Source organism: Flavobacterium sp. (assembly GCF_965277525.1).
Taxonomy (GTDB): Bacteria; Bacteroidota; Bacteroidia; order Flavobacteriales; family Flavobacteriaceae; genus Flavobacterium.
Genome location: NZ_CBDIDC010000002.1, coordinates 475,794 through 499,427, shown reverse-complemented (window position 1 = coordinate 499,427; position 23,634 = coordinate 475,794). Strand labels below are relative to the sequence as shown.

Annotated in this window: 18 protein-coding genes; 10 read left to right on the top strand and 8 right to left on the bottom strand. The window is 35.8% G+C overall.

Features of this window, described 5'->3' with window-relative positions:
* Positions 1–8: 8 nt before the first annotated feature.
* Together ACQY44_RS04270 and ACQY44_RS04265 are read right to left on the bottom strand one after the other, a co-directional pair.
* Positions 9–368: a DUF7222 domain-containing protein gene (locus ACQY44_RS04270; RefSeq protein WP_428229166.1), complete on the bottom strand. Its 360-nt coding sequence runs from the start codon at positions 366–368 to the stop codon at positions 9–11.
* Positions 369–403: 35 nt separating this feature from the next.
* Positions 404–793, bottom strand: coding sequence for a single-stranded DNA-binding protein (locus ACQY44_RS04265; protein WP_428229165.1), 390 nt, complete (start codon positions 791–793; stop codon positions 404–406).
* A 1,318-nt stretch (positions 794–2,111) separates the two neighbouring features.
* Here ACQY44_RS04265 and ACQY44_RS04260 point away from each other — a divergent pair.
* The 3 genes from ACQY44_RS04260 to ACQY44_RS04250 all read left to right on the top strand — a co-directional run bounded on the left by ACQY44_RS04260 (position 2,112) and on the right by ACQY44_RS04250 (position 6,197).
* Positions 2,112–3,086, top strand: coding sequence for a carboxypeptidase-like regulatory domain-containing protein (locus ACQY44_RS04260; protein WP_428229164.1), 975 nt, complete (start codon positions 2,112–2,114; stop codon positions 3,084–3,086).
* A 231-nt stretch (positions 3,087–3,317) separates the two neighbouring features.
* On the top strand, positions 3,318–3,986 hold the full coding sequence (locus tag ACQY44_RS04255; RefSeq protein WP_428229163.1) for a hypothetical protein: 669 nt from the start codon (positions 3,318–3,320) through the stop codon (positions 3,984–3,986).
* Positions 3,987–4,682: 696 nt separating this feature from the next.
* Positions 4,683–6,197 carry a hypothetical protein gene (locus tag ACQY44_RS04250; protein WP_428229162.1) on the top strand — a complete coding sequence of 505 codons (1,515 nt, stop codon included), beginning with the start codon at positions 4,683–4,685 and terminating at the stop codon, positions 6,195–6,197.
* An 81-nt stretch (positions 6,198–6,278) separates the two neighbouring features.
* Here ACQY44_RS04250 and mobC read toward each other — a convergent pair whose 3' ends face one another.
* From mobC to ACQY44_RS04235, 3 genes are read right to left on the bottom strand one after another with little or no spacing between them, the layout of a single operon-like run.
* Complete coding sequence (gene mobC / locus ACQY44_RS04245) at positions 6,279–8,255, bottom strand: conjugal transfer protein MobC (RefSeq protein WP_428229612.1); 1,977 nt, start codon at positions 8,253–8,255, stop codon at positions 6,279–6,281.
* A gap of 18 nt (positions 8,256–8,273) precedes the next feature.
* The gene (locus ACQY44_RS04240) at positions 8,274–9,566 is read right to left on the bottom strand and encodes a relaxase/mobilization nuclease domain-containing protein (protein ID WP_428229161.1); all 1,293 of its coding nucleotides are present in this window, start codon (positions 9,564–9,566) and stop codon (positions 8,274–8,276) included.
* Entirely contained in the window at positions 9,554–9,943 is a 390-nt protein-coding gene (locus ACQY44_RS04235) for a plasmid mobilization protein (RefSeq protein WP_428229160.1), read from the bottom strand. The genes ACQY44_RS04240 and ACQY44_RS04235 overlap by 13 nt, the downstream gene beginning before the upstream one ends.
* 359 nt (positions 9,944–10,302) lie before the next feature.
* On the opposite strand from ACQY44_RS04235, the gene ACQY44_RS04230 reads away from it, so the two are divergent.
* The 3 genes from ACQY44_RS04230 to ACQY44_RS04220 all read left to right on the top strand — a co-directional run bounded on the left by ACQY44_RS04230 (position 10,303) and on the right by ACQY44_RS04220 (position 12,793).
* Positions 10,303–10,599: a hypothetical protein gene (locus ACQY44_RS04230; RefSeq protein ID WP_428229159.1), complete on the top strand. Its 297-nt coding sequence runs from the start codon at positions 10,303–10,305 to the stop codon at positions 10,597–10,599.
* A 296-nt stretch (positions 10,600–10,895) separates the two neighbouring features.
* Entirely contained in the window at positions 10,896–12,425 is a 1,530-nt protein-coding gene (locus ACQY44_RS04225) for a MauE/DoxX family redox-associated membrane protein (RefSeq protein ID WP_428229158.1), read from the top strand.
* A gap of 89 nt (positions 12,426–12,514) precedes the next feature.
* Positions 12,515–12,793, top strand: coding sequence for a DUF6520 family protein (locus ACQY44_RS04220; protein ID WP_428229157.1), 279 nt, complete (start codon positions 12,515–12,517; stop codon positions 12,791–12,793).
* Positions 12,794–12,839: 46 nt separating this feature from the next.
* Here ACQY44_RS04220 and ACQY44_RS04215 read toward each other — a convergent pair whose 3' ends face one another.
* From ACQY44_RS04215 to ACQY44_RS04205, 3 genes are read right to left on the bottom strand one after another with little or no spacing between them, the layout of a single operon-like run.
* Complete coding sequence (locus ACQY44_RS04215) at positions 12,840–15,491, bottom strand: prolyl oligopeptidase family serine peptidase (protein WP_428229156.1); 2,652 nt, start codon at positions 15,489–15,491, stop codon at positions 12,840–12,842.
* Positions 15,492–15,502: 11 nt separating this feature from the next.
* Positions 15,503–16,906: a RagB/SusD family nutrient uptake outer membrane protein gene (locus ACQY44_RS04210; protein ID WP_428229155.1), complete on the bottom strand. Its 1,404-nt coding sequence runs from the start codon at positions 16,904–16,906 to the stop codon at positions 15,503–15,505.
* Between the two features lie 10 nt (positions 16,907–16,916).
* The gene (locus ACQY44_RS04205; protein ID WP_428229154.1) at positions 16,917–19,940 is read right to left on the bottom strand and encodes a SusC/RagA family TonB-linked outer membrane protein; all 3,024 of its coding nucleotides are present in this window, start codon (positions 19,938–19,940) and stop codon (positions 16,917–16,919) included.
* A gap of 515 nt (positions 19,941–20,455) precedes the next feature.
* Between ACQY44_RS04205 and ACQY44_RS04200 the strand changes: the two genes are divergently transcribed.
* The 4 genes from ACQY44_RS04200 (at position 20,456) to ACQY44_RS04185 (ending at position 23,581) form a co-directional block, all read left to right on the top strand.
* A complete protein-coding gene (locus tag ACQY44_RS04200; RefSeq protein ID WP_428229153.1) occupies positions 20,456–20,722 on the top strand; it encodes a hypothetical protein in 267 nt (88 codons plus the stop codon).
* Between the two features lie 279 nt (positions 20,723–21,001).
* Complete coding sequence (locus tag ACQY44_RS04195) at positions 21,002–21,454, top strand: hypothetical protein (RefSeq protein WP_428229152.1); 453 nt, start codon at positions 21,002–21,004, stop codon at positions 21,452–21,454.
* A gap of 2 nt (positions 21,455–21,456) precedes the next feature.
* Positions 21,457–22,467, top strand: coding sequence for a serine/threonine-protein kinase (locus ACQY44_RS04190; protein WP_428229151.1), 1,011 nt, complete (start codon positions 21,457–21,459; stop codon positions 22,465–22,467).
* Between the two features lie 232 nt (positions 22,468–22,699).
* Positions 22,700–23,581, top strand: coding sequence for a hypothetical protein (locus tag ACQY44_RS04185; protein ID WP_428229150.1), 882 nt, complete (start codon positions 22,700–22,702; stop codon positions 23,579–23,581).
* Positions 23,582–23,634: the final 53 nt, after the last annotated feature.

The window sequence follows — 23,634 nt, the reverse complement described above, 5'->3', positions numbered from 1 at the left end:
CAAAAAGATTATTCAAAAGAGGTTCTGTAGATGTCATAACAATATTCTTCAAAACAGAGCCAGCACATAAAGGTGTAATGAGGTAGACCGTAGCGGTCTTTAACTGCTTCTCCAAGGGAATCTTCCATTTCTTTTCTGATGTCTTCCAAATCGTCAAGGTGTTCGATGTAGAACTTTTTACAGTCGGCATGATAAATAAACTGGGATATCATACCGCTGATGCATCCGCTTCTCTGCATGTCTTCAAGGAATGCTTTGAGCTGTTCTTTTTTTATTCCGTCATAAGACTGCATTTCGAAAAGGACTATCTTTTGGAATGCATCGTGAACTTCATACTCGGCGTATATTGATTTTTTCAAGGCTTTCATAACTCATTTCTTTAGGCTTATACATTTGATTCACATTAAAAAGGCAGGTCGTCAGGCTGTTCCTTTTTGCTGTTTTTGGCGGGAACGGCAGTTGCCTGCACAGGCTGAGCATCTGAGACAAACACCAATATTTTGATGTTGCTCGTGTGAAAAGTGAGGCTTGCCACCGCCTTGCCCTCCGAATTGAGATAGGCATTCACTCCTACTCTTCCGTATAGTTCCACCATAGCGCCTTTTTTGAGCCATTGCGCAACACCCGCACTGAGCCAATATGAGCAGTCGATATAGGTGACTATTTTTGTTGTTTTCGTACTTCCTTTGGCTTTGTAAGTATCGTTAACTGCTATAGAGAAGTTTACCACCTCCCTGTCTTTTGCTGTTTTGGCAACAACTGCATCTCTTGTCAAACGTCCTGTGATTTCCATGATTTCTAAATTTTAAATGATTACTTATTTTTTAAAATTCTTTTCCCCTGCCTTTCCCACAAAATGTTTTCAAAAGAAAAAACGGAAAAAAAGAAAGCAGGAATAAAGCGGGCATCAAGGAAACGGAGGGCTATAAGTCCCGAAGGGCGGCAGCGCCGTTATGCGCCTGCAGGATCCGGTGCACGCTAACTTGGCTGCCTTTTTATCCGTTTCGAATGAAAACTGCATTCTCTAAAAACTTGATTATGTTTGATTTCACGAAAAATTGTAAAAGCAGTAAATTGCTAGCTAAAATCCAGGATGTGGATAAGTGGAGATAGAAGAAAATATATTTTAGAAATAGTATAGATATTGCTTAACTAATGGAAAAACAAGAATATAATCTCTGATAGATATCAAGGCAATCTCTTGAAAATTACTTTGCGTAAATACTGAATAATGGTTTCAAGCTTAAAAAAAGTTCATTTTAAAACACCTGAAAAATAAGGCTTTTTAATTTTTGTTGCTATTTGTAACATTAAAAAAACTAAAACATTGTTCCAATCTGTGCTAATTTTGATCTGTATAAAAATGGACAGATTATGAGCTGAGCAATTGTACACATCGATATGAACACGTTTTTCGTCTCCTGCGAAAGACTGACTAATTCTGAACGGCGAAGTTTATCTTTTCTCTGCTGGTTTTCACAGAGAAGTTTTTCTATTTATCTTACATCAAACTGGTACCGGCTGACAAGTGTAGTGTTTTATACCAATTTTGAGGCGGCACTTAAGGCTAAACTGCCATATAAAGATTTAAGAATATTAGAATAAGGAGCTTTTTAACCTTAACAACTGGAATAGTATGTGCTATTATACTCAACAATCGGCGTCCATTGAGAATCCCCGACGGCGTTTTAATGCAGAAGTGGACAACGAAGAAACGTACCTTCAATCAGATTTCATAAATGGATTCTACCAACCGAACATTCCAATCATCCTTAATTCAACTCCACATTTAATCACTACAGATTATACTTGGGAGCTTTTGTCGTCATGGGCTAAGGATATTGAATTTCGAAAAAACACGCTTTTCCAATTTTTATAAAAAATAATATAAATTATTGTCTGTTTAGCTTTATCAGCGCGCCAGTTCTCAAAGTCATTATTTTGTGTTTTAATTTTTTTCGTTAAATCTCCTAATGATATTTTAAATTTTCATAGTACTATTTCAATTGCGTAAATTATACGTATTGTACTGAAAAACACGTATTTATACTTAAAATTAACGTATTTTTATTTTATAGTTTTGATTTACCAAAAATTTAAAAACTATAATTATGAAAAAGAAATTACTTATTGCAGTCGTGTTTATTTTTTGCCATCATTTATTCTCTCAGGAGCTTAAATTAACGGGCAAAGTTGTTGATGAAACAGGTATTGTTATGCCTGGTGCCGATATTACCAATCTGACGACCAACAAAAAAGTTTCGACAGATTTTGAAGGTATATTTACTATGACTTACACAAAAGATTCTGAATTATTGCGAATTCAATTCATAGGCTTTATAACTAAAGAAGTTTCTGTTAAGTATTTTTTAGAAAATAAAGAAATTGTGTTAGAAGCCGACGATGCACATATGGCCGAACTTGTAGTAGCTTCATATGGCACTTTAGCACCGAGTAATTATTGGGTGGGCGCAAAAGTTGGTTACAATTTTGTTTCTGATACTGATGAGGATAATTTTATTGGCTCAGCAATTGTTTCATTAAATATGCTAGAAAGTGAATCAAAACGTAGAAGTTTTTCAGTTATCGGCAATATTGGAGACTTTAAATTCACAAAGGATACTGCAGAAGTAGCCAAAATTGGAAAATTAGCACAATCACTTAATGGTATATCAATAGGTCTCGGTTATGAATATAATAGAAATGGCTTTTTTGGTTGTGATATCGGACTAGAAAAATTTTATTCAAAAGTCTTTGTATCATCTCTAGCAAGATTCACAACTTATAAAAATATTGGTACTGATAATCACACAGAAAATTTTGTTCAAAATGTAAATACGGTAGGCACTGAATTTGCTTTAGATGGTTTTAAAGAGGGTGGTCAATTAACTTTGACTTTATGTTCGTCATTGATGCTATTCGACCCCAACAAATATGAATTAATTTTTGAAGAAAAAAAAGATTATTTAGTTACATACGAGGCAACGTTAATCATACCAATACAAAAGAAAATCGGATTCTTTTTAAGCGGGACATTTTCTGATAAATCATCCGCTTTATTTTCTTTTGGTATAGCACTTAAATAAATTGAAAGTAAACTTAGAGCTTAATAAAAGCAAAATCTATATTGACTATATTGAAGTATGGAAATCAGTTTAATATACTTTAATTCCTGTCATAAAATTATTATCTCAATCATTTTCAAAATCCTGTAAGCTGATTTTTGCAGGATTTTTTATTTACAATAAATTTAAATTATTCACTTTATTGTACCTTTGCCGCTCACTAATTTACAATACCAAACCAACCATTAAAATATGAGTACCAAACTTATTGAAGTATACAAACTTCACAACGTAATTTACAACCATCTTGAACATTCAATTCCTTTACCTTCCGATACTTCATTTGGAAATATGGTTTTAAAATGGTACGATATCGTAACAAGATTCGATAGTCTAAACGATTACATAATAGAATTAGATAAAACACATACAATTGTTTCTACATCAGCAACAACGCCCGTAGAAGAAATCTTAAAGTCTAAATTATTAGGAAAGGAAAAGTTTGCAATTGAACAGATTTTCTATTGGTTGCGTAAAACTGCTGACGAATTAATATCACTATTATATTTAATAGATTATCGTTTTTCTAGTGACGAATTTCCAACAAAAATTAAAATTGATAGCATTGGAACATTTTTAAATAGTTCAGATTTTCACAGTGAATTTTTACTAAAATACAACGACCTTTTGACAACCTTGAATGACGTAACAAATGCTCACAAACATTCAATTACTAATTCAGAAGTCCACTCTTACCACGGGAGGAACGAACCAATCGCTTTTGCATTATCGTTGAACCGAAATAATTCAAATAATAATCCGCAGTTTTATAACGTCGTAGTAAACGATTTTATAAGCGATTATTGTGATTTTCTGCAAGAAATAAAAGATTTAATTGCAAGTTTTGATATTGAGAATTAAATCTAAGAGATTTTTTCGTTTTTGGTCAATGACGGGAAAAAGTTATATGTGTGTTCCATTTCGACCAAAAACACCGAAATTTCAACCCTAATTAAAATAAGCCCTGTACGTGGCTTATTTTTTTTTAATAAATATAGGTATTACTTCATTGCGAACGGGTCTGTAAGGCCATTATAATACAACTTATCACCCAGCTCTTTAAATGCTTGCGCAACTCTTTGAACAGTACTAACATTTCTTTTAGTTATCTTGGCAATATTGCGGTACGAAATTTTGGTAGTGCTATTGGCGTTGCTCTTTAACAATTTTACTATCTCAAGTTGATTCACACAACGTTGTTGCGGTGTAAAGTGCTCCTGCGAAGCTATTGGATCGGTCAGATATTTTTTGAAGGTCTGGATCCTATATATAATCTACTTCAAAAAACATTAGCGTCCTGATAATCGATTTTCCGCTTAAAACCTTTTAAAGTTATATTTAAATATAGGCATTTTTTTTATTGATATGAAAATGTCATTCCTTACTTTTTTCAATATTTTGTGCTTTTTTCACCATGATCATCCTACTATTTTTTTTCGCAAAAACAGCAATTCCGACAGTAAGCGTACGTAATAAACGAAGGTTATACTTTTTTTAAGCAGCTAATAATAAGAAATCATTTGATTTAATATATTTATATTATAAATTAAAAATACCATGGAAGATATTAGTCCTGAAGATATTTTACAGCTGCTTGACAACCCAGAGCGAATTACTACTCTTTCTGTTTTTAGAACCAAAGTAATTGCAGATAGAAATATTACGGGCAAATTAATTATCCGTGACAAAACGATAAAAGAAACGATCACATTTTCAAATTGCAGTTTTGAAGATATTTACATAGAAAACTCAGAATGTCCTGGATCGTTCGAATTCAGAAACTGTACATTTTCTAATGATTTCCTTATATTTTCTATTAATGCCCATAGTCTCTTGCTGGAAAACTGCCGGCTTGAAAAAAGCTTCAGAATTGCGAGCTGTGATCTTCTCTATCTATCCTTCGACAGGACTGAGGCTTTGAATGGAATAATGTTGGAGGCGGGAAAAATCCAGATTATGGAAATCAAACCTGTCAATGAGAAGACTTTTTTTTCAATTACCGGCGCATTTCTGCTTATAAAGGAGCTTTATATAACTTCACAGTCAGGACTTACAATTACAGCCAAAAAGGCAATTATCAGCAATATAAGTTTAACAGGCTATTTCAATATTGCCTCCCGTCTCGATTTCAATGGAATCATAAATAAATCCATTGACATTAATGGGCTCAATAACGATGGAAAGATCTACCTTTCAAATCTCGTAACGGCAGGAGTCAATTCTTTTATTGATAAAGATTGTCAGGAATATGTTAAGGCTTATCATGATTCAGAAGAAGCAAACGAGAGTGAGCTGAGGATTATTTCAAAGCTAGATAAGAGGATAACAGCAAACGAGCTGCTAACGGGAAACTTTCCTGTGTTCGTATTCAGGAATTTTATCGAAAAAAATTACTATGATGATTTTGTTTCATATGAGGAGAAACCGGAATTCAAATTTCAGATCCAAGACTCATCCGTTGGAATTTTGGAGTTAAGGTCAATTATGTTTGAACGATATACGATTGCAATAAAAAATTCAGATCTTACGGCAGTAAAGCTCGTGCATACCAAAATACCTGATGTAAATTCCGCTGATAATTTTCTCAATTATTATAATGTTTACAATGACTTGTATACTACAGCGGCAAAGCAGAACAATACAAAAGACAAAGCTGACTATTATAAAATATCACAGTCTTACTTAAACAAATATCTAAAGTATGACTCAACGGGCAATAATGCCGGATCAAGGATTGCAATTTATGCTTCAAGATTATTCAGCTCACATGGAACTGACTGGATTAGGGCCTGCCTGGTTACAATATCAATTGCTTTCATTTTTTTCTCTCTGTTTATAAACAGCCTGAAGCATATAAATGTTGACCTAAGTCGGAATGGAATCCGATTCTTCTTTGATTCACTGCTGACTTACTTTCCTCACTTTATCAATCCTCTGCATAGGACAGACTTCATGTCTGAAGTAAGCGAACCGGGAAACTGGGCCTCATTTTATGATTTTCTGGCCAGAATATTTGTAAGTATAGGCGCATTTGAAATTGTCCGTTCCTTTAGAAAGCATGTTCGCCAGTAATCCCAAAATCTCCTTGCACTAGTGGCATTGGTAAACAAATCTTTTTTTTGAAGCTCCAGAGCGAAACAGCATGGCTCAATATTATTTTTTTAACACTAAATAAGTCAGCGCGGGATCATTCAGCAGGCGTTCCATTTCGGAATGAATTATATCCTGCACATCCTGTTTTATCTGAAGGTAATTGCGCTGGATCATTGCATTGTCAAGTTTTCGAACTGGAGGTATTTCCTTATAATTTTCCGTCTCTTTTCTCAGCGCTTCATGGTCATTTATAATTTCGTTATGAAAGGCTTTGAGTTCAATTTTACAATCCGGATCATCAGCCACCATGCCCACAAATTCGCCAGAACTTAGTCCTGAGATTTTCGAGGGCGGGACTGCATATTCCAATTGTTTTGAACGGCTGATTGAAGTGTCGGCGCTATTGATCGACAGGCTTTCCCTGTCCTGCATAATTTTTCCGAATCGCTCTGATAATTGTTTGGAAGTATCTCCTGTAACCTGTCCGCTTATTATATTTCCAACAATATTCATAATAACATCTGCCTGTTCCCGCCCATAGTCCTTGCGGAGCTGGGTAAAGTCTTGAATACCCAGACAGGTTGCCACTTTATTGCTTCTTGCAGTAGCAATTAAACTGTCCATATTATTGAGATAGATTGTTGGAAACTCATCAAAAATCAGACTGGATTTTAACTTCCCTTTTTTGTTTACTAGTTTTACAAGCCTGTTCACATAAAGGGACAATACGGCCCCGTATATTTGTATTTTCTGGGGGTTGTTTCCCATGCAGACAATCTTAGGTTCCTGGGGATTATTGATGTCCAAAGTGAAATCATTTCCTGACAAAACATAGTATAACTGCGGGGAGGAAAGCCGTGCCATGGCGATTTTCGCAGTCGCAATCTGACCCTCAAGCTGGTCAGTCGCCTCGTTTAGGTAGGCATTTATAAACGGGTTTATCAGAACCTCGATTTCTTTCTCTGTCCGAAGCAGTGTAAAGAGACTGTCATAATCCATCTGCATGAGTTCAATTACATGAGGCAGGGTACAGAATTCACCGTCTTTATATTTTCTGAGATACCAGATTACGGCCGATAAAAAATTGATTGGCGACTCTACAAAAAAGTCTCCCTGTCTTTTTATCCACTCCCTGTTAAGCCCCATCAGAATAGTCCTGGCTGATTCCGAAGCATCGGTTATATCTTCCATGCTCTGCGGGTCCAGCGGATTACACCTGTGCATAATATTATCAAAATTTATGAAGTAACATTTGGGCAGGATTTTATAAGCCTGTTTATTATTTTCAAAAGTATTATAGACAATTTTTGAGAGGTCATCATATTTAAAATCATAAACAAACATGCTGAAGCCTTTTTTTATATGCTGGGTAATAACGTGGCGGATCACAAAATAAGATTTACCCGATCCCGGAGTGCCCAGAACCATCAGCGCCCTGAATGGATTTATAATATTTATCCAGCTGTTTCGCAGTTTATCTTTTAGATAATATCTGGCGGGAAGGTTAATAGAATATTCATTCTCTAGCAGTCTTTCTTCCTGCGGAAAAGTCTCATTGAGCTTGTTGAAAATATCCTTGCTATTCAGCTTGTTTTTTATAATCCGAGAAAGCAGTGTCCCGCCTGATAGCATCATAAGAAATCCAGTCGAAGTAATTACAATATAAACTATTGCTTTATGTGTCTGCAATGAAGATAACAAAAGCGCAAAATAACTTATGAAATAAATAAGCAGTCCAGAAATGCAATAAGCAAAAGCAGTTTTGTAACTGAGCTTTTCATTCTTTCTTCCTTTAACGCCAATGAGCGAAATCACGAGAAATCCGAGGGCAAAAAATTTCGATTTATGAAAATTATCAAATAGCCCCGCACGATAAATACCTCCTAAAATTTTATCGGTAAACTCACTTACCAGCTGCCACTGCTTAAAGGCTGAATAACAATAATAGTAAAAGTGAAGTATCAGAATAATAATCCCTATGAGCCTTGTCATATCCAATATCTTTCTCAGTGCCTGTTCATTTTCTCCTGTCTGCATTCCCATGATATTAATTTTTTATTGATTATCCGACTGTCCTTTTCGTTTTTTCTTCCTGCGTTTTGCTTTAAGTTGATTGGGCAGGTAAGCCTGCGCGGATTCCATCTGGGTCAATAAATCCAAAACTTTAGCCAGAGCAGTATCAAAATTATCAGTTTTACTAATTTCAAATAAATCTTTATTCGTTATACTTCCCATTAATTCAGGTTTGGATTTTATGTTTATGTCCTTATCGGAACCCTGCAGAATTTTACCCATTAAATTACAGCGTTCCTGGACTGCCTTTGCGCTGTACTGCCTACCTAAAACGCTTCCATTAAATACACATTTTGTAGTATGATCCACATAGGTGATGCCGTAAATTAATCCGGCAGCACTTTTTCTTGAAATAATATTAATCCCTTCTTTTTCGAGCAGTTTTCCCAGCTCGGAAAATGAAATGTTTTTATTAAGAAGGGCCAGGTCAACGGCATTCTTTATCCTGTTTTTCATCGATACACTTCCACTGCCGGTGGACATAAATTTTTGTTCTAAAAATTTAAGAGTCGGCTTATTATAAAAGTCACTGGCTTTAATAGGAACCCCGATAGGTTTTCCATTACTATCAAGTATGCGGTACACTAATCCTTCTGCCTTAAAAATCCTTGAGTTTTCAGATCCCCTTTCAGCAAAAACATTGTAAAGTTGCAGCACTGCATTAAGTTCGTAAAGACTTGAATATTTATAGGTTGAAAGCACTCCGTTAAGCACTGCTGCAATCGCTTTTTTTGACTGCATCTTTCCGTATGAAACCTTCTGAACATTGATAGGCTTAAGTACTTTATCAATATTATTTTTACGCCCCTGTGCGACCACTAAAGAGAACATCTTCTCTATTTCTTTGCGGGCTGTTTCAGACTGGTTCCTGCCAATATTGTGCATGTCGATCCTGCTTCCGTCCTGCTTTACCTTTATAGACACCAGATGAATATGCGGATGTCCAGCATCACGGTGGCGGTATACCAGATAAGGCTGCTCGCCAAAACCAATTTTCTGCATATAAGTATCTGCGATCTGCATCAATTTTTCGTTGGTTAATGAGTTTTCAGAGGGATCAAAATTTAGCGAAATATGCACGCTATTGCGCTTTACATTCTCATTTAAAGTATTTTGATTAAGCAGTCTGCTGAGCTTCATTGTGATGCTCATTTTATCGGCTTCAAGAGGATAATTCCCCTCGCCTATGCACTGCGCTACACCTTGTTTTACCTTATTTTCATTATAGTTGAAAATGTTGTGCAGTGAATTTCCAGTCTTAATTACTGCAACCATTTTCGGGAGATTTTCTCAATATATTTATTTATCTCTTCTACCTTATTAAAAAGTAACCTTCGCTCCAGTTCATGATTGATGATCCAGGTTTTAAATTCCGGAATCTGCTGCAGTGTATGCAGCTTTTTTACGGCCTGATTAAAGTTGTTTCCCAAGGCTTTAAGTTCAGCTCTGAGTCTGATAATCTCGAACATAAATTCATCCAGGGACTGATTGCGGTAATTGGTTGTGATGGGTTTATTAAACAAATATTTACGAATATATTCACTTAATTTGCGACAGGTTGTAGCCTTCCATTTACGTTCAATTCTTGCATATTCTGCAGGCGTAAAACGCAAGCCTACAATACGCGTTCTTTTTGAATTTTCCTTTTCCATCTTCTCTCATTTTCATTAATTTCAAACTCTTTTTCTTCTTTCAGTTTCACTGCTCACGAGTTCCGAGTAAAGAGCAGCCAGATTCGGTTGTTAAACAACCGGACATCTGGCCGATTGCAGGAACGTGGCAATCTTACTGCTTTTTGAATATTATTCATTATTTCAGCCTTTTAAAATCAGGCTTTACAATATATTCGGTCATCGCTTCCTTTTTCAAACTTAGAGCAGTGTTTTATTTCAGTACAACGAAAGTAAGCAAGACATCTGAATCTCTCCTATCATGGACATATTATGTCCATGACATTTTCAAAGGTGCTTTATACCTTTACAAGAATTAATTATTAATCTAAAACGTGAAAATGATGATGACAGAAAATGATGTAGCCAAAGTCTTTGATACTATTTTAAGTATACCAGGCATGAATGAAACAGTGAAAATTGACCTTAAAATTTCACGCAAAAATGTACTGCTTTTAAACCATGTAATTGAACGCGGATCAGCTACACAGGATGATTATAAATCATCAGTGCTTTTAAACAGTATTGCTGCTGAAAATCTTCATGAATTGAAATTATTTGCAGACGAGTGTCTTCAAAAAGCAGGTCTTAATGAATTACATGAAAAATTACAAATCTTCAACCAGTCAGGCAAGTAAAATTTTATCCGATTAAAATCAAAAGACACCTTTTAAATTTTATTTATGGGTGTCTTTTTTATTTCTTCACTATCATTTTAAATTCAATATTTAGTTTTTTAACTATGATTGCATGTTATTAAAAAATCCCAGCCTGTTTTTGGTAACAACCATTCTATCAGATACATATAACTTTGTAATAATAATTTTAGAAGATAATTCAAACCTATATTTTGAATATAAAAATAAAAGCAAAAAAACTCAAAAAAAAAAGAGATTTACTTATTGGAAAGATAGAAGTTAATTGATAAAAAACTATGAAAACAAACGTCAAAACAGGTAAGTTATTTATAGAAATTGTATGCCTGCTATATATTCTGCTGCTAGTTTATGCTGCTATGAATAAAGGGCTAGATTTCGAAAATTTTAAAGTGGAATTGGCACAGTCGCCTCTTCTCAGCGCTTTTGCTGATTGGATATCATGGACGGTCGTTATTATAGAATTTGGCATTGCAGTTTTTCTGCTTTTCCCCAAAACACGAATAAAGGCCCTTTATGCCGGATTTTGTTTAATGACTATGTTTACGGCGTACATTTTTATAATGCTCAATTATAGTTCCTATCTTCCATGTTCATGCGGGGGTATTTTAGAAAAGATGAGCTGGGAACAGCATTTAATATTCAACCTGCTTTTTGTTGTACTTGGGGCAGCGGCTCTTTCAATACATTTTAATCAACAAAGAGAGTCAGACACACTTAAAGTAACTCTGGCAAGTCCTCTAAAATTACTCTTAACTTTTGCAGTCTGCATTTCTGCTGTTATTATTTTGTTTGCCTGTTCAGAAGAAATTATGCAGCATAAAAATCCCTTTATAAGGAGATATCCGCATCATCCTGTATCATTAATCAAAACTATTGATTTAAAATACAACTCATATTATTTAGCCGGATACGGAAATGAAAAATTATACCTTGGAAATCTGACTGCGCCTTTGAGTGTTTTAGTGATTGATAATAGAATGATCCCGCAGACAATTAAAGTCTCCTTAGACCGAGAACGCTTCCTATTTAAATCTATTAAAATTACGGTAAACCCGCCCTACTTTTTCATTATTGACGGCAGTACTCCTACAATTTTCAGAGGAAAAACTACGGATTGGAAAGCGAATTTATTAACTCCTAACCCTCCATATTTTAATATTGGATTTCCAATTGACAGCACCACTATTGTATTTCGGGGAATTAGTTCCAAAACAAATAATAATATCATGGGCTTATTCAGCTTCGGGGAAAAATCAAATACAAAAATGCTTCCCCAGCTGCTTCAGAAGCAGACTGACGGAGTATTTGATACTGATGGGATGCTGCATTATAGTCCGGAGATGAAACGCATAATATATCTATATAGCTATCGCAACGAGTATATCGCAGCAGATACAAATGGAGTTTTAGACTTTCGTGCCCATACAATTGATACGTTTTCACATGCGAAAATAAAAGTAGCTTATCTAAAAGGAAAGACTGAGCGGGCAATGGCGTCACCAGCTGTAAATGTCAATAAAAGTAGCAACGTATGTGGCCATCTACTTTTTGTAAATTCAAATGTGCCAGGTCGCTATGAGCAAAAAGAAGTATGGAAACAGGCATCCGTAATTGATGTTTATGATCTAACTAAAAAAACATATTTGTCCAGCTTCCATCTTTATGGAATTAATGAAAAAAAGGTTCGCAGCTTCATGGTTACCCCAGAATATGTGTATGCACTAATAGAGAACAAACTTCTGGTCTACAAGCTGAACGAAAACCTTAAAAAGGAAATTAATCGTGTATCAGAGGATCACAACTGATATACTTAAAAATATACCGGCGCCGGTATCAGGAATTAGATCGAAAACCTGTAAAAAAAAGTAGATCATTAACCATAAAATTAAATATTATGAAATCAATAATCTTGAAAAAAATGACGCCCGTTGCAGTTTTTGTTTTGGGCATCTCAGGTGCATTTTTTACTGCCTCCATGCAGAGCATCTCTAAAACCAGTGCTCCAATTTTAGGTTATGTAGATAATCTGGATGGCGGAAGCCCTTGTGATATTGCTGTAAATTGTGACACTCAAATTGGTGATTTATGCCGCCAGTTTGATGATTCGGGTCCACAGGCAAAAGCTATGGACAGTCCTACAACTTGTGCACAGCAAGTTTACAGACCTGATTGATATTCAATCTAAGAACAATGCAGTTCGTAAAGAACTGCATTGTTTATTATTTAATTCCCTCTTTTATCCATTTAGCAGGAGTCTGGTCCTTCAGAAAATAATCAAACCAATCATGCAGTCTTACTGATAGATCTTTCAGGTTTGCCTCACTATTCAGTACATGATTTTCATTAGGATATACAACCATGATCTGTTTCTTTTTCAGACGATGCAGAGCCAAATAAAACTCCACGCTCTGTTTCCAGTTTACATCCTTATCACTATCCCCTGTCCACGAAAATAATGGAGTAGTTACATTTTCAGCATACTGCACAGGAGAGTTCAAAGCATACCCTATCCTATCTTCAAAAAAAGGCTTTCCCATCCGCAGCTGCTGATTCTCCAACCGCCATGCATCATGCCTTCCAGTGGACTCCCATACTGAAAGATATGCACTTGTTAGGTCTGTAACAGCCGAGCCTGCTACAGCTGCCGCAAAAATAGTGGTCTGGGTGATTATAAAGTCGACCTGATACCCGCCGAAAGAGTGTCCGATTAATCCTATTTTATCAGGGTTCACTGATTTATTACCAATCACTTCTTTCACCGCAGAAGTGACACAATCTTTAGCAGAAAATCCAGGAGCACCCGTTTCGTATGATATATTCGGAGCCAATACAAAGTAGCCCTGAGAGGTGAAAGTTGATATATTGAAAGATCCGTCGCCTGTGTACTCCGACGGGTTTATATAATTATGAATACGGTTAGATAACTTTTCATAGATGTATACGATCATTGGAAATTTTTTTTCTTTAGAAAACTCGGCAGGATAGTATAGAACCGCATTTAAAATCTTGCCCTTAGAATTCTTATAAGAAATCAATTCGGATTTTCCCCAGTGAAATGATTTATGATGCGGATTACTTTGAAAAATCAGTTTTGAATAATTGCTATTGAGTTCTCTTGCCATTATTCTAGGCGGCATATCATAACGCTGTTCTACATAGGCAAATGAAGATTTAGAATCAACAAGCTGATCGACACGTGAGGAATCTGAAAGCACGAGTTTTTCATTCATTTTGGAAGACCATCTGTAATATCCCGAATGTCTCGCGTAATTATCAATCTGCAGCAATAATCCATCGTTAAGGGTAACAGGATCCTGCATCCATCCATTGTAATTTGATCTGCCTCTAGTTGTTCTTGAATAATCCTGATTTCTAAACTCTGTTTTAGTTTCTCTGCCGTTTGTCAGTCTGCGTGCAGAAATCCCATCCGGAGTAAAAGCCCATAAATCATAAGTATCGTATAAAAGTATTTGTTTGTCTCCAGCTGTCCATCCTAATTGAGGATAGGCTTCTTTAACGTGAGGATGTTCTTTCATATTTTGGTAGAAAGAATCATCTTGTGCTTTAGTAATCTCTGTATGGATATTTTTTTTGATATCGTATACCCACCAGTTACGGTCCTTGAAGTAGGCAACATATTTCCCGGCCGGTGACGGGACAGCACTCAGGGCGTGAGACGAATATTTCTTTAAAAACAATGTAGTTTTACCTGTAGAGAGATTGTATAGATAATAATCCGTCAGTCCATCTACAGTATATTGGGGTTCATACTTTTTCTTATTGAAAAGTATGGCATACTGCTGATCACCGTTCAACATAAACTGTGGCAAAATATCATTGGAAATCAGGTTATATTTTTCTTGAAACGGCATCCACGATGCGAGATAATTTCCTTCAAATGCTTTTTGTTTCTGCCGCATTGGATAAATCCATTGTGCATTTCCGTTCCATAGCTGTACCTGGGAACTTTCACTAACATCATTCGGATTTTCTTTCTTTTTTAGCATGAAAAAAACCTTCTCCGCATTATCGGAAATCAACAGCTTAAAGCTCCTGTTGGTAATATTTAGGGTATCTCCCACAGAATTTTTAAGGGCTTCAGCACTGGAGGTTAACAGCTTCTTTTTACTTGAATCAAAATAGAAAATAGAGCTGTGTGAACCAGGTTTACTGCCTGCATGCTGCAGGAAGGCACATGTCGCCTTACCAGCTTTATTCCAAACTAAATTATCGAATTTTCCTTCTCCGCGGGCAAGTTCCCGATGAAGAAGGAAGACTGCTGAAAGTTCCAAAATATTAATTGTATTTTGATCATCTGAAACGGCAGTATAAAGCAGCAGCTTACCTGATGGAGACACTGCAAACTCACCTACTGTTAAAATTCTATCTTTCACTATTCCATCGAGTGTACGGATGATCAGTTCACTTTTTGTATCCTGCCTGTTTAGCAACAGTAGAAGCTTTGATCCAGCAGCATAAATGAACTGCTGTATATTAGGAAGAGTTTCCCTGCGTCCGTTTTTTAAATTAAGAATCTCAACTGATTTTGATGTCCGGGATATAAACCAGTCTTTTTCTATAAAATCTCCATTATTTCCTAAAGGAAAAGGGAAAGTTTCTAAAGTTTTAGTGTTTTTTACAAATAATGTGTCTAAACCTGAACGATAATTCATGGTATAGCTGATCCAATTCCCATCAGGGCTCATTTTTTTAAGTCTTAATTCACCCCATTTAGAATAATCAGCAGCAGTTAGCACTTTTTTCTGCAAGACCTGCCCCCATAGGGGACAGGTTACTAATTGCAAAATTAAAACTAAAAAAAGGGTTGCCCTACAGGCAGGAATTATAAAGATTGAGGTAAACTGTCTCATTTTAATACATTTTAATATCCGGGATTCTGCGGTTTTAGATTCGGGTTTGCATTTAATTCTGCTTCAGGCAGAGGAAGGAGTTCATCGGTGCTGTTCCAACCGGATTTTATTCCAAGTACCAAATCTAGTTGGCCTCGACGCTTAAGATCTAAAAAGCGATGTCCATATTCTGTAAACAGTTCTTTTTTTCTTTCTTCAAGTACTGCTTGAACCAATTGATCTTTAGAACTGGCATTTACAACATCAAGCCCTGCACGTTTTCTAATTTTATTGATATCCTCAGCTGCACCCTGCAGATCTGAAAGTTCTGCCCTTGCTTCGGCCCGAATTAAATACTGTTCGGTCAGCCTGAAAATCATTGAATACTCCGCAGAGGCTGCTGTTGGTTTAGCCTCTTTATATTTACTCGCGTAAAACCAGGTGCCAAAAGGATTGGTTATCGCGCTTATCCAATTTGTTTTCCTAAGATCATTATTATCAAATGAATTTACCAGAGACTGGCTCAAAGCTGTAAGAGGCGGAGGTCCCGCGGTAAATACAAATACTGCGGCTTCATCTGTATTCTTTCCTGTAAGAGAAGGCATGAACTGCCATATCGCTTCAGTGGACGTTTTTACAAATACTTTATTGAGATTGTTTTCAAAAATGTAAAGGGCGTTATTATTTATAACTTCCGTGGCTCTTTTTTCTGCCTCCTGCCATTGGCCTTGATATAAATAAATCCTGGCCAGAAGGGCCTTTGCTACATAAGAATTCACCCGGACACGATCAGCTGAATCATATACAACGGGCAGCAGACCTTCCGCTGCTGTCAAATCTGCTGTTATATTTAAATACACCATACTGCTCTGCATTCTTTGCACATTGCTATTGACCTTATAGTCGGTGGTCTTAATGTAGGGAATATCACCAAAGACCTGCAGTAGATAAAAATGAAGCAGCGCACGTATAAAAAGTGCTTCACCTTGTAGCTTTGCTTTCTGCGCAGCACTGAAATTTGCACCTTCTGTTCCTTCCAAAACGGCATTCGCGGCATAAATCTGATTATAAGAGCTGTTCCACAGCAGGGCTGTAGTACTATTGGCCGGCAGCACCACATTGGTATAAAAAGATACTGTAGCATTACTGGGAGTTCCATAGAATACCAGTTCATCTGCATAATTCCCCAGCTGCACAGAGAGTCCGTAAAGGTTTCCAGTGAGCATTCCAGTATCTCTCATCTTTGAATAAATATCAGCCATTGCAGCGTTGGCCGTCGTATAATCGCTGAAAACAGCGTCGCGGGTAAGCTGCGATTTTGGAAGATCTACCTCAACAAAGGAATCACATGATATCATCAGCAAAACAGAAGAAATCAGAGCTGCTTTTTTTAGCAAGCGGACATAAATTATTGTATATCTTATAGAAATTTTCATCTTTTTATTTTTAAAAGGTTAATTGCAGTCCCGCAGTCAAAACTTTCAGTGGAGGCAGATAACCTCTCGTTTTAAATTCAGGATCTCCGTCTTTATAATTGGTGAATGTTAAAAGATTCTGTCCCTGCATCATAAGAGTGCATTGCATATCTTTTAATTTTAAAGGAACATCATAACTCAGTGCAATTGTCTTGAGTCTTATATAAGAAGCGTCTACAACAACTGCATCACTGTTTGAATAAAAGGACTGTGCGCTCAGGGCTGCTGAATTATAACCGGCACTGTAAATCTGATATGGTTGCATATCATCGGGCTGCTGCCAGCTGTTTACCATCTTTACAGGCTGGTTGGCCATCAAACCTGCCATTCCACCGGCATAATTAAGATTACGCTGTTTGACAAACTGAAAGAGAAAATCAAGTCTAATGTTTTTAAAACGAAACTGGTTCTGCAGCCCTCCAAAATAATCAGGGTTAAGATTGGCAATAGTCTGTCTGTCATCAGGAGATGAGATTTTCCCATCATTGTTTTCATCTCTAAAACGATATGTTCCTGTTAGCGGATCAAGACCGGTATATTGATAGCGCAGCAGAATATTGAGAGGCTCTCCAATCCTGAATCTGTTTTTATAAGTTGAACTGTTTAGGTCTGGAAAGTCAATCAGTTCATTTCGGAGAAAACTCACGTTAAAGCTGCTCGTCCAATCAAAATTTTTAGTTTTGAAATTCACTGTCCTCAAAGTAAATTCCCAACCCCTGTTTTGCACCGTAGCTGCAAGATTTGCCTGCAGCTGGCTGAAACCCGTGGATCCCGGCAGCGGTATACCCACAAGCTGATTTGAAGAACGGTTCTGAAACCATGCTGATGTGAGGAAAATCCTGTCTGCAAAAAAACCTGTCTCGAAGGCTGCTTCTAATTTTTTATTTATCTCCCATGCAAAATCGGGATTGAATAAACGAGAAGGCTGAAGTCCTATTATATTTTGATAATTAGTGCCTGTAGATTGATATGTATCAAAGAACTGATAATCCCCTATCTGGTCGCTTCCGGCTGTTCCGTAGCTTGCCCGCAGTTTTCCAAAACTGATCCACGAGCTGTTTTTTAAGAAATTTTCATTGGAGAAAAGCCACGCGGCACCCACTGCTCCAAAAGTGGCAAATTGTTTCCCCGGTCCAAAACGGCTTGAACCGTCACGTCTTGCAGTAAGGTTTACAATATATTTCTGTTCCCAATTGTAATTAACTCTTCCAAAAAAAGCCTGATATCTGTAAAGAGTCTCTCCGCTAACCAGCACCTGTTTACTGGCTGCCGAAGCAAGGTCATTAATAAGGCTGTTAGAAGTAAAACCCGTTCCGAGCTGAACAATCTGAGATGCATCCTGCTGTTGAAAGGTACCTCCTGCCAGAAGGCTCAGCCTGCCACCGAATAATTCTTTTTCCCAATTTATCTGCGGTTCGATTATCCAGGAACTGCGTTTGGTGCTGGTTAGGTATAAACTAGACACTGCACTTGTAACACCGCTAGAAGGATTGTAAATTGTAGAAGGACTTGTCCGGCTTTCCGAATGCTGTAAGTCAGTATATCCAAAACTGCTTTTTAACCATAAATCAGCAGTTATTTCATAAGAAAGTACTGTATTGGCTATAAGGTCTTTAGTTTTAAAAATATTTTTCGCCAAAAGCGCAGCCAGAGGATTATTCCAAGTTCCCTTTTCCCAGTTAATATTGCCCTGAGAATCATATAATGCAGGAGCATTTGGCGAAAGGCTTCTCGCCTCATAAGTAAGGTCAGCTGCAGGCTGGTCATTATTCTGTACGGTGTATCCGGCTGAAAATACCATCCGAAACTTATTGTCTTCGGAGCTGTGATTAATATTAACCTGTGCTCCTGCTTTTTTATACATAAAATTTCCTGGAAACACAGAAGATTCAGTATGATGGCTTCCACTGAGCAAAAACTGAGTGTGTTTTGAGCCTCCGCTGAGACTTCCCTGAAGATCGGTTACAGCAGATGTTCCTCCAATCAGCTCTTGCTGCCAGTCTGTATAGCGATTCTGGTCCCATGTTCCATTGACATCATAAGCATTTGCAGGATACGCTGTTATTTTATCATTGCTGAATGCCTGACGGCGCATGAAAAGATACTGCTGCGTATCCATCATATCAATAAAGCGCGCAACCCTTCCGGCACCGGTCGAAGCATTTATTGTAAATTTTGTTTTCCCTTCTCTTCCTTTTTTAGTTGTGATCAGTACAACACCGTTTGCTCCTCTGGAACCGTATATTGCCGTGGCATCGGCATCCTTAAGCACTTCAATGCTTTCAATGGCATCGGGGTTGATGCTGTTAAGCGGACTTGTCGCGGAAGGCAGCACTGTTGAAGTCTGGCTGTAACCGACAGCATCGGAAGCATAAGGTACACCATCAATAATATACAGCGGTGCATTTCCCTCAGCCCTGATACTGTTCTGTCCTCTGATCTGGATATCAAAGCCTCCTCCAGACACTCCCGTATTCTGCGTAATATTTACTCCAGCCATACGTCCCTGCATTGCTGCAAGTACATTTGTCACAGGCTGGGTCTCAATATCTTTGGATGTTATTCTTGCTATACTTCCGGTACGCTCGCTTTCTTTAACAGAATAATAACCTGCATTTACCTTAACCTCCTGAAGCGTTGTCGTATCATATTGAAGTACAATATCTATCTTAGTGCGCCCTGAAACAGGGAAAATTTTTGTTTTAAAACCTATAAAAGAAACGGCAAGAGTATCATTAATACCGGCGGAAATTGAATAATGCCCCGTATAATCAGTTATGGAGTTGACATCTGCTCTGCCCTTAACTGAAATAGTTACACCAGGCAGCGGAGCATTGCCGTCAGTAATAACACCCTGAACTTGATTCTGTTGAAAAAATGAATTGAAACTCCGATTAGAATTTCGGGCTGAAGAAGATGAGAAAGACAATATAAGCCCTATAAAAAATAGGCAATAAAGAGCTTTCCCACCCTTGTAAAATGAAAAATAATTCATAATATTGGAATTGGTTAGTTAAATGGTATTTGATTAGCTACGGTCCTCTGCTCTAGTTTGGTCGCTGCAGTAGAGGGCCATTTTTTATGCATTAAGTAAACGGCTTAATGGTCATAATGAAAGAATTTTTAAGACACAGGCAGTAATAATTTAAAGGGTTCGACTTTGATAAGAGCGAAACTTTAAAATAAAAAAGAAGTAAAATCACTAAGAATCCCAGAAAAGTTTATGACATAAAAAAGGCATGGAACTCAGCTTAATGCGCCGAAGGTACTGGTATACCAAGCAACAATAAGTGAGCCCACGCCTATATAAGACGTGAGCATCTTACTTATCATCTCGTTGCTAAAATTACCAGTTTTACGGCGCGAGATTCAAAGCGAGTGCTTCAAATATTTTTATATGAAGAATCGCAAAATTAATACTAATTCTAATAATTAGGCTATAAAGATACAAAACATAATGACATACTTGTCATTGTTATAAGTTTTTTTTCTCATTCTCTTTGATTTGATATGATACAATATAAAAACTACAGGTTATTAAAAGCAATCTCACTCGCCTCAAAAGAGTATCGAGCAATTAAAAATGTTAATCAACTAGAAGTTAATAACGATATAAAAGAAAATAAAAAAGTAGCTTTCCATATTGGTAGAATTGAAACTGCTAAGAATAATGTTTCTATTAGCACACTACAATTGTTATGTGAATACTTTGAAATTTCTCTTTCTGATTTTATGAAAAGAGTAGAAGAAATAGAAAATAGTTTAAAATCAAAATAATAAACAGATGCTTAAGGCATCTTTTTTTATGTCCAATAGAAATTAAAACAGGTATTTATACTGTAGTAATATCATTTTTAAAAGAATTATTTTGCTACTTATTAATTAAGATATATTACGGAAAACCATAAACTAAAACAAAATCGGTTTTGTATGTTTGATTTTGAAATTTAGATAATGGCATAAACGCATCCAAAATAGTACTTATTTAAGCAATTTTATCGCCTAAATAAGTAAGTTAGCAGCATTAGCAGCTCACAACATCCAAAAACACACCATATGACGACAATTGCATTTACATTTTCAACAAACGACTTTGAATTCGTAGTGTTGACAGGAACAAAAACAAATCCAACTTTACATTCAAAAGGAAAAATCTTATTGCCTGCTAACCACGATATTCCTCAAACTGTTGCTTGGTTCGAAACTGAACTTGAATTATTACTCAACAGTATTCAACCTAACAAAGTAAGTTACAGATTAACAGTTATGAAAGTAACAAACAACTATGTCAGCAATGTGTTTTATGGACAGGCAATTTTAAATTTGTTATGCTACAAAAAGAATATACAAATTTCTCACACCTCACCAGCATCAATTACTGCAAATAAGTTTAATCAGCCCAAAGGGACTAATTTAAGTGTTTACATTGAAAGTTTATTAGGTAAACAATCTCCTCCGTGGGACAAAGGCATTAAAGACACTGCTTTAATTTCATTACTAAATTTATAACAATGGATGTAGGCAAATTCAAATCAATAGGCTTTATTGGCGGCGGTAATTTCGGAAATGTTTTTAGAGTTCAAGATACATTATTAAATGTAGAAAGAGCAATAAAAATCATTCAAGTTAAGAATCCAACAGAATTTATAGACGCCATAAACGAAGCTCAAATTCTTGAAAAATGTAGACATAACCATATTGTTGATATTAAAGAAATTGATATTCACGAAATAAAAGGAAATCCCTTTCCTTGTATAACAACAGAATACTTAAAAAATGGAAGTGTTCAAGGATATCTTGAAAAAAACTTTGTTACTGTTAAAAGGTCTATACAAATAATTTCTGATGCGCTTTTTGGATTAGAACACGCACACAATCAAGGAGTCTTTCATAGAGATATAAAACCTGGAAACATACTTTTTTCCGACAACTGGCAGGCAAAACTATCTGACTTTGGACTAGCTTATGGTTTAGCTCATCAATCTTTCAACTTTGCAGGTTATAGCGCACATTTACCTCCTGAAGTATTGCAAGGTGTTGCTCAAGATGCTATCAGTGATTTATATTCTATGGGTGTTACATTTCATAGACTTTTAAACAATATGGCTTCACTACCTCTAACATTTGCTGACGATGCACAATGGCTAAAAGCATTACAAAAAGAACAGTTTCCTGAAAGAATATATGAAAATCATATACCTGAACAGATTATTAAGGTTGTAAAAAAATCAATCAAAGCAAACAGAGGAAATAGATATCAAAATTGTTTACAATTTAGACAATCATTACAAAAAATCACATTAGCTGTTGAATGGTTTCCTATTGACAACGACAACTGGAAAGGAAATTATAAAAATGAAATATACGAGTTAAATTTATACTCTAAACGAACAGGCTATTTTATTGACTTTAAACGTAACGGACGAAAACTAAAAAACAATTGTTGTGCTAACATAGACACAGAAATGAAAGCAAGAGAAGAGTTTTTTAAAATAATAAGAGAAACGACAATCAAAGTGTAGAAAAGCCACTGTTGGTAACACACGTTTGTGGCTATTGCGGAATTTAGTAGAATTATCGTTTTCAATTCGTATTTTCATTTAGCCGAAAATACTCGTCTTCGAAGTCCGCAACATCCACAAGCGCGAGAACGTTAGCGGTAATCTAGCCCCCGAATCAGGGATTTAACGCAATTTTAATCAAAAAATGATTTGAAATTGTGTTATGTTCAAAATATAGAAAAGAAACAAAAATATGACAAAAAATTTAGAATCAATAGAACCGGAACAAATAGGCAAAAAAAGCTCTTGGTTACAAACTACAATATCAGTTTTAATTGGTGTCATCTTTACTATAGGTACCACTTGGTATACAATATACATCAATAAAGAAGAAGCTGAACGTTCAGAATTAGAACGTTACAACAAAGTAAAAGAAAATTTAGTTTCAATAATTGAAGAGCATATCGTAAATAAAGATTCTATTGATTTTATAAGTCTTAATCGAATAATAAATAATAGAATCAAAGAAGAAAATCTATACAAAAAGCCAGAAATTATAGATTTGCTATCATTAGCCGAATATAATATTCAAAACAGTAGACATCTAAGTTTTGAAAAAAAAGTAGAATATTCAAAAATATTATCAAAACAATTCAGAAATATCAAAATCGATACAATCTTGAATGTTGATAAAGTTCGTTTCCCAGAAGAAATTAATAAATTGAATGCTAATTTAAACAGCGTAAATTCAGAAAGCGGAAAAGAAATGTTAATACATTTAATAAATAAATATGAAGCTGAAATTTCAGATTTGCAAGAAAATAAAATAAAGAAAGATAATATTTTAGACTATTTATTCAAATCTCCATCAAGGATTCTAATAATATTGACTCTTTATTTAACTGCAACATTGGTGTATTTATATTACATAAGGTTAAGAAGAAGAAAAAGAATTTTAAATAAAAGACATTATGAAATTTTCGAGTTAGAAAGCCAAAAAATAAAAGAAGAAATAGATTTCTTAATGACAAAAACTAATGAAAAAGATATTCAAGAACATGAAAGAGCAGTACTTAATGATAGAATAGAATACTTATTTGACAAATTAAGAAATGTAAATATAGACTACCGCTAATAGCTACTACAACGGATTTGTACATTTGGCTTAACGGAAAGTTGGTTATGTAT

Excerpts from the sequence above, each read along its gene's own strand:
- ACQY44_RS04230 (WP_428229159.1), top strand. The coding sequence starts at position 10,303 with ATGATGATGACAGAAAATGATGTAGCCAAAGTCTTTGATACTATTTTA.
- mobC (WP_428229612.1), bottom strand. The coding sequence starts at position 8,255 with ATGCAGACAGGAGAAAATGAACAGGCACTGAGAAAGATATTGGATATG.
- ACQY44_RS04225 (WP_428229158.1), top strand. The coding sequence starts at position 10,896 with ATGAAAACAAACGTCAAAACAGGTAAGTTATTTATAGAAATTGTATGC.
- ACQY44_RS04240 (WP_428229161.1), bottom strand. The coding sequence starts at position 9,566 with ATGGTTGCAGTAATTAAGACTGGAAATTCACTGCACAACATTTTCAAC.
- ACQY44_RS04215 (WP_428229156.1), bottom strand. The coding sequence starts at position 15,491 with ATGAGACAGTTTACCTCAATCTTTATAATTCCTGCCTGTAGGGCAACC.
- ACQY44_RS04190 (WP_428229151.1), top strand. The coding sequence starts at position 21,457 with ATGGATGTAGGCAAATTCAAATCAATAGGCTTTATTGGCGGCGGTAAT.
- ACQY44_RS04185 (WP_428229150.1), top strand. The coding sequence starts at position 22,700 with ATGACAAAAAATTTAGAATCAATAGAACCGGAACAAATAGGCAAAAAA.
- ACQY44_RS04260 (WP_428229164.1), top strand. The coding sequence starts at position 2,112 with ATGAAAAAGAAATTACTTATTGCAGTCGTGTTTATTTTTTGCCATCAT.
- ACQY44_RS04265 (WP_428229165.1), bottom strand. The coding sequence starts at position 793 with ATGGAAATCACAGGACGTTTGACAAGAGATGCAGTTGTTGCCAAAACA.
- ACQY44_RS04210 (WP_428229155.1), bottom strand. The coding sequence starts at position 16,906 with ATGAAAATTTCTATAAGATATACAATAATTTATGTCCGCTTGCTAAAA.
- ACQY44_RS04235 (WP_428229160.1), bottom strand. The coding sequence starts at position 9,943 with ATGGAAAAGGAAAATTCAAAAAGAACGCGTATTGTAGGCTTGCGTTTT.
- ACQY44_RS04220 (WP_428229157.1), top strand. The coding sequence starts at position 12,515 with ATGAAATCAATAATCTTGAAAAAAATGACGCCCGTTGCAGTTTTTGTT.
- ACQY44_RS04200 (WP_428229153.1), top strand. The coding sequence starts at position 20,456 with ATGATACAATATAAAAACTACAGGTTATTAAAAGCAATCTCACTCGCC.
- ACQY44_RS04205 (WP_428229154.1), bottom strand. The coding sequence starts at position 19,940 with ATGAATTATTTTTCATTTTACAAGGGTGGGAAAGCTCTTTATTGCCTA.
- ACQY44_RS04250 (WP_428229162.1), top strand. The coding sequence starts at position 4,683 with ATGGAAGATATTAGTCCTGAAGATATTTTACAGCTGCTTGACAACCCA.
- ACQY44_RS04195 (WP_428229152.1), top strand. The coding sequence starts at position 21,002 with ATGACGACAATTGCATTTACATTTTCAACAAACGACTTTGAATTCGTA.
- ACQY44_RS04270 (WP_428229166.1), bottom strand. The coding sequence starts at position 368 with ATGAAAGCCTTGAAAAAATCAATATACGCCGAGTATGAAGTTCACGAT.
- ACQY44_RS04255 (WP_428229163.1), top strand. The coding sequence starts at position 3,318 with ATGAGTACCAAACTTATTGAAGTATACAAACTTCACAACGTAATTTAC.